This window comes from Kitasatospora sp. NPDC088160 (assembly GCF_044741445.1).
Classification (GTDB): Bacteria; Actinomycetota; Actinomycetes; order Streptomycetales; family Streptomycetaceae; genus Kitasatospora.
In genome coordinates, this window is record NZ_JBIUSS010000056.1 from 1 (window position 1) to 2712 (window position 2712).

A 2712-nucleotide genomic window follows, 5' to 3' on the forward strand; every position below is an offset into this window, starting at 1 on the left:
TCACAGCACACGACTACCGGGACCAACCCTCCAACGGCAGGCGAACGCTACTGCTTCACCCATCCGAGCGACATCACGAATTCAACTTCAGTAGTGCAGCGAAGTGCGCGGGATACCAGGACACCGCAAAGAGGGTGCGTGACTTGCCGCGTCCAGCGATGTACTCGCGACGTACAAGTTGTGCGCCGTGTTCCAGGTCGAAGAGATCTGCTACGTAGAGCGGCGGGATGACGAGTTCGGCAGCCGTCACACGGCTGGTTTCGCCGTCCATGAGACTGGACTTCACCCTCTGCACCCGGGCAAGACGATCCCGGCTGCTGGCACTCACGCGTGGGTCGTCCGCGACGAACGTTCCACGTGGTGACGTGCGCAGATAGCCCTCTACTTGGAGGTGCTGGAGTGCACGGCTGACCGTGGCCACGGCAACGTTCCAGCGGCCGGCGATCTCTTTGTTGCTGGGCAGTTTTGCGCCCGGTTCCAGCTCTCCCGAGAGGATTCGCTGGCGGTAGTGATCCGCGATCACAGACCACGTCTTCGGTGTCTTGCTCGGCACGTTCGCTCGCTTCCACTCGGCGGACGATCCCCCCGCTTGAGCAGACTAGTTCACTCGGAACCGTAGCGGCTGAACTAGGCCACTCTTCATGCTGGACTAGTTCGCTGACTGGCCGTCGGTTGATCGGTGACCAGCCCTGTTCCGAGGGAGCACACATGCAAGACGCGGAGGAGAGGTGCCCGTGCGGTGAGCTGATTCGCCCTGAGCCGCCGGATCCGGAGGGCTTCACCACCTGGGCGTGTGTCTGCCGCAGGTTTGGCTACCTGCTGCCGCCGGACTACGTGGCGACGCACCCGGACGACGCGCGTGTTCAGGTCTGCGGCCGGAAGCGGTTTCAGCGGACCACGCCCGTTCCGACGGTCGCCGTATGAAGACTCGTTCCCAGGGGCGACTGTGGCTCCACCGGGCCATACATCCGGTGGTCACGGCTCAGATACTCTGGGGCTTGAGCCTTCAATTCGCTTGGCCCGTAACGATGTTCAGCCCGAGGCGACGACAGATCATCCGCGACGAACGCGCACAGCCGCTGAAGCCCTGGCATGTGGAGCTTCGAGCGGAGCTTGACCGGCGCCGGCTGGGACTGCCGTCGACTCCCGACCACTACGAAGACCCCTGAGGAACGAACGCAGATGGTGACCCCGACGCCGCGTGAAGTGAACGTGGAGATCGTGCCCGCCGACGGCTACGAGCTGGAGATCGAGGGGGCACTGTCCATCCCGTTCGTCTCGTCGGAAGACGTCGACAAGCACCATGATGCCGTCGTTGCGGAGTGTGTCCGCGCGGAACTGTTCATCCCCGACGACGTGCCGCTCGTACTCGTCATCACGGACCCCGACGGGGAACTCCGCCGTGTCGAGCAGCCGCCCTCCAGGTAACCCCTTCAGGCCCCCGTCCCGAGCGCGCTGTCATGGCAGACGCCCGCTGGGGATGGGTTCCAACTCCCGTACCCCGCACCGGGGAAGTCGGTAAGTGGGCGGAGACACCGGTACGGGAAAACGGTCCCGCCTGTCCGCGCGTCCCCCGTCGTGGGCGGGCGGGGCCACCCCTGAACGCCCGGGGTTGCTCCCCGGGTTGCACGCCGGTCCCCCTGGGCGTTCTGACATACAACCGGGGGACCGGCCCCATCGACTCCCGCCCCGGGAAATCTCTCTCCGTTCTCCCCCGGGGCGGGCCCACTATGCCCACCCTTGGACGGTAACCCCCTTGAATGACACGGACATTCGACGGCCTGAGCGTCGGCTCAGTGCCGAGATTCTGATCATGAACGCGGATCAGCGGATCCTGCTGATGGAGCCCACGGATCGGCCGGGTCTGCGGCTGCCGGGGGGCTACGTTCGTCCGGGCGAGCAAGTGGCGGACGGCGCTGCGCGTGAGCTTGTCGAGCAGACCGGCATGCGCCGGGTCATCACGCATCACCTGGGGGTTGACCAGATCCCGGCCAACCCCAGCACGGGGGCCGTCGAAGGGTTCACCGTGGTCTGCGACGGCGGGGAGGCCTCCCGTCTGGAGATGAAGCTGTTGGCCGAACGGGGTGTCCCGGTAGGAACCTTCCGGGCGTTCAGTGGGCACCGGTGGGCGGGGCTCGAAGAGCTGCATGAACTCGTCGCCCCCTACATGTTGACGCGAATCCGGGTATCCGTCGGCATCCTCGAAAGTGGACTTCGTCAGCCCCTCTTGTTCATCGGGCAGCCGGCGGCCGAACGTCGTGACGCATGATGGGGGAGACGTCCGGGGGCGGCTTCAACCCCGAAGGCAAGGCATGGCAGGCGGAGTACTGGTTTCGGGGTCAGCCCGGTGTCCCCGGAGTCACCTCCGGCGGCTTAGACGTCCACGGGTTCGCTGCCGTGCACTGTTTCGAACGGCTTGCCGCGCACCTGATTTCAGAAGCCGCTCGACGGTGGTGGACGCTGGATGTCCCGCCCGCCATGGCGGACTTCGGCAACCTGCTCCGCTACGCGAAGCAGGTTGCCGAAGCGCACGGCAGGTGGACGTACGAGCCCAACGGTCGGCAGGAGTGGGCGGACGTCACCGTGACGTACGCGCCGGTTGGCCGGATTGAACCGGCCTAGTAGTGCTTGGTCAGGTTTGTGCGGTAGTGGCGTGTCTGTTGGTGGGTTGTGTCGTTGGTGGTGTGTGACACCTGAGGAGATGGCCGGGGT

At 65.5% G+C, this 2712-nt stretch carries 4 protein-coding genes; 3 read left to right on the forward strand and 1 reads right to left on the reverse strand.

The window, feature by feature from the left end:
- Positions 1 to 73: 73 nt before the first annotated feature.
- The gene (locus tag ACIOGZ_RS41790; RefSeq protein WP_400989895.1) at positions 74 to 553 is read right to left on the reverse strand and encodes a GntR family transcriptional regulator; all 480 of its coding nucleotides are present in this window, start codon (positions 551 to 553) and stop codon (positions 74 to 76) included.
- Between the two features lie 539 nt (positions 554 to 1092).
- Here ACIOGZ_RS41790 and ACIOGZ_RS41795 point away from each other — a divergent pair.
- The 3 genes from ACIOGZ_RS41795 (at position 1093) to ACIOGZ_RS41805 (ending at position 2622) form a co-directional block, all read left to right on the forward strand.
- A complete protein-coding gene (locus ACIOGZ_RS41795) occupies positions 1093 to 1428 on the forward strand; it encodes a hypothetical protein (RefSeq protein ID WP_400989898.1) in 336 nt (111 codons plus the stop codon).
- A 94-nt stretch (positions 1429 to 1522) separates the two neighbouring features.
- Positions 1523 to 2269, forward strand: coding sequence for an NUDIX domain-containing protein (locus tag ACIOGZ_RS41800; protein WP_400989901.1), 747 nt, complete (start codon positions 1523 to 1525; stop codon positions 2267 to 2269).
- Positions 2266 to 2622, forward strand: a complete 357-nt coding sequence (locus ACIOGZ_RS41805; protein ID WP_400989904.1) for a hypothetical protein — start codon at positions 2266 to 2268, stop codon at positions 2620 to 2622. The genes ACIOGZ_RS41800 and ACIOGZ_RS41805 overlap by 4 nt, the downstream gene beginning before the upstream one ends.
- Positions 2623 to 2712: the final 90 nt, after the last annotated feature.

Coding starts and splice junctions, on each gene's coding strand:
- ACIOGZ_RS41805 (WP_400989904.1), top strand. CDS start 2,266: ATGATGGGGGAGACGTCCGGGGGCGGCTTCAACCCCGAAGGCAAGGCA.
- ACIOGZ_RS41795 (WP_400989898.1), top strand. CDS start 1,093: ATGTGGAGCTTCGAGCGGAGCTTGACCGGCGCCGGCTGGGACTGCCGT.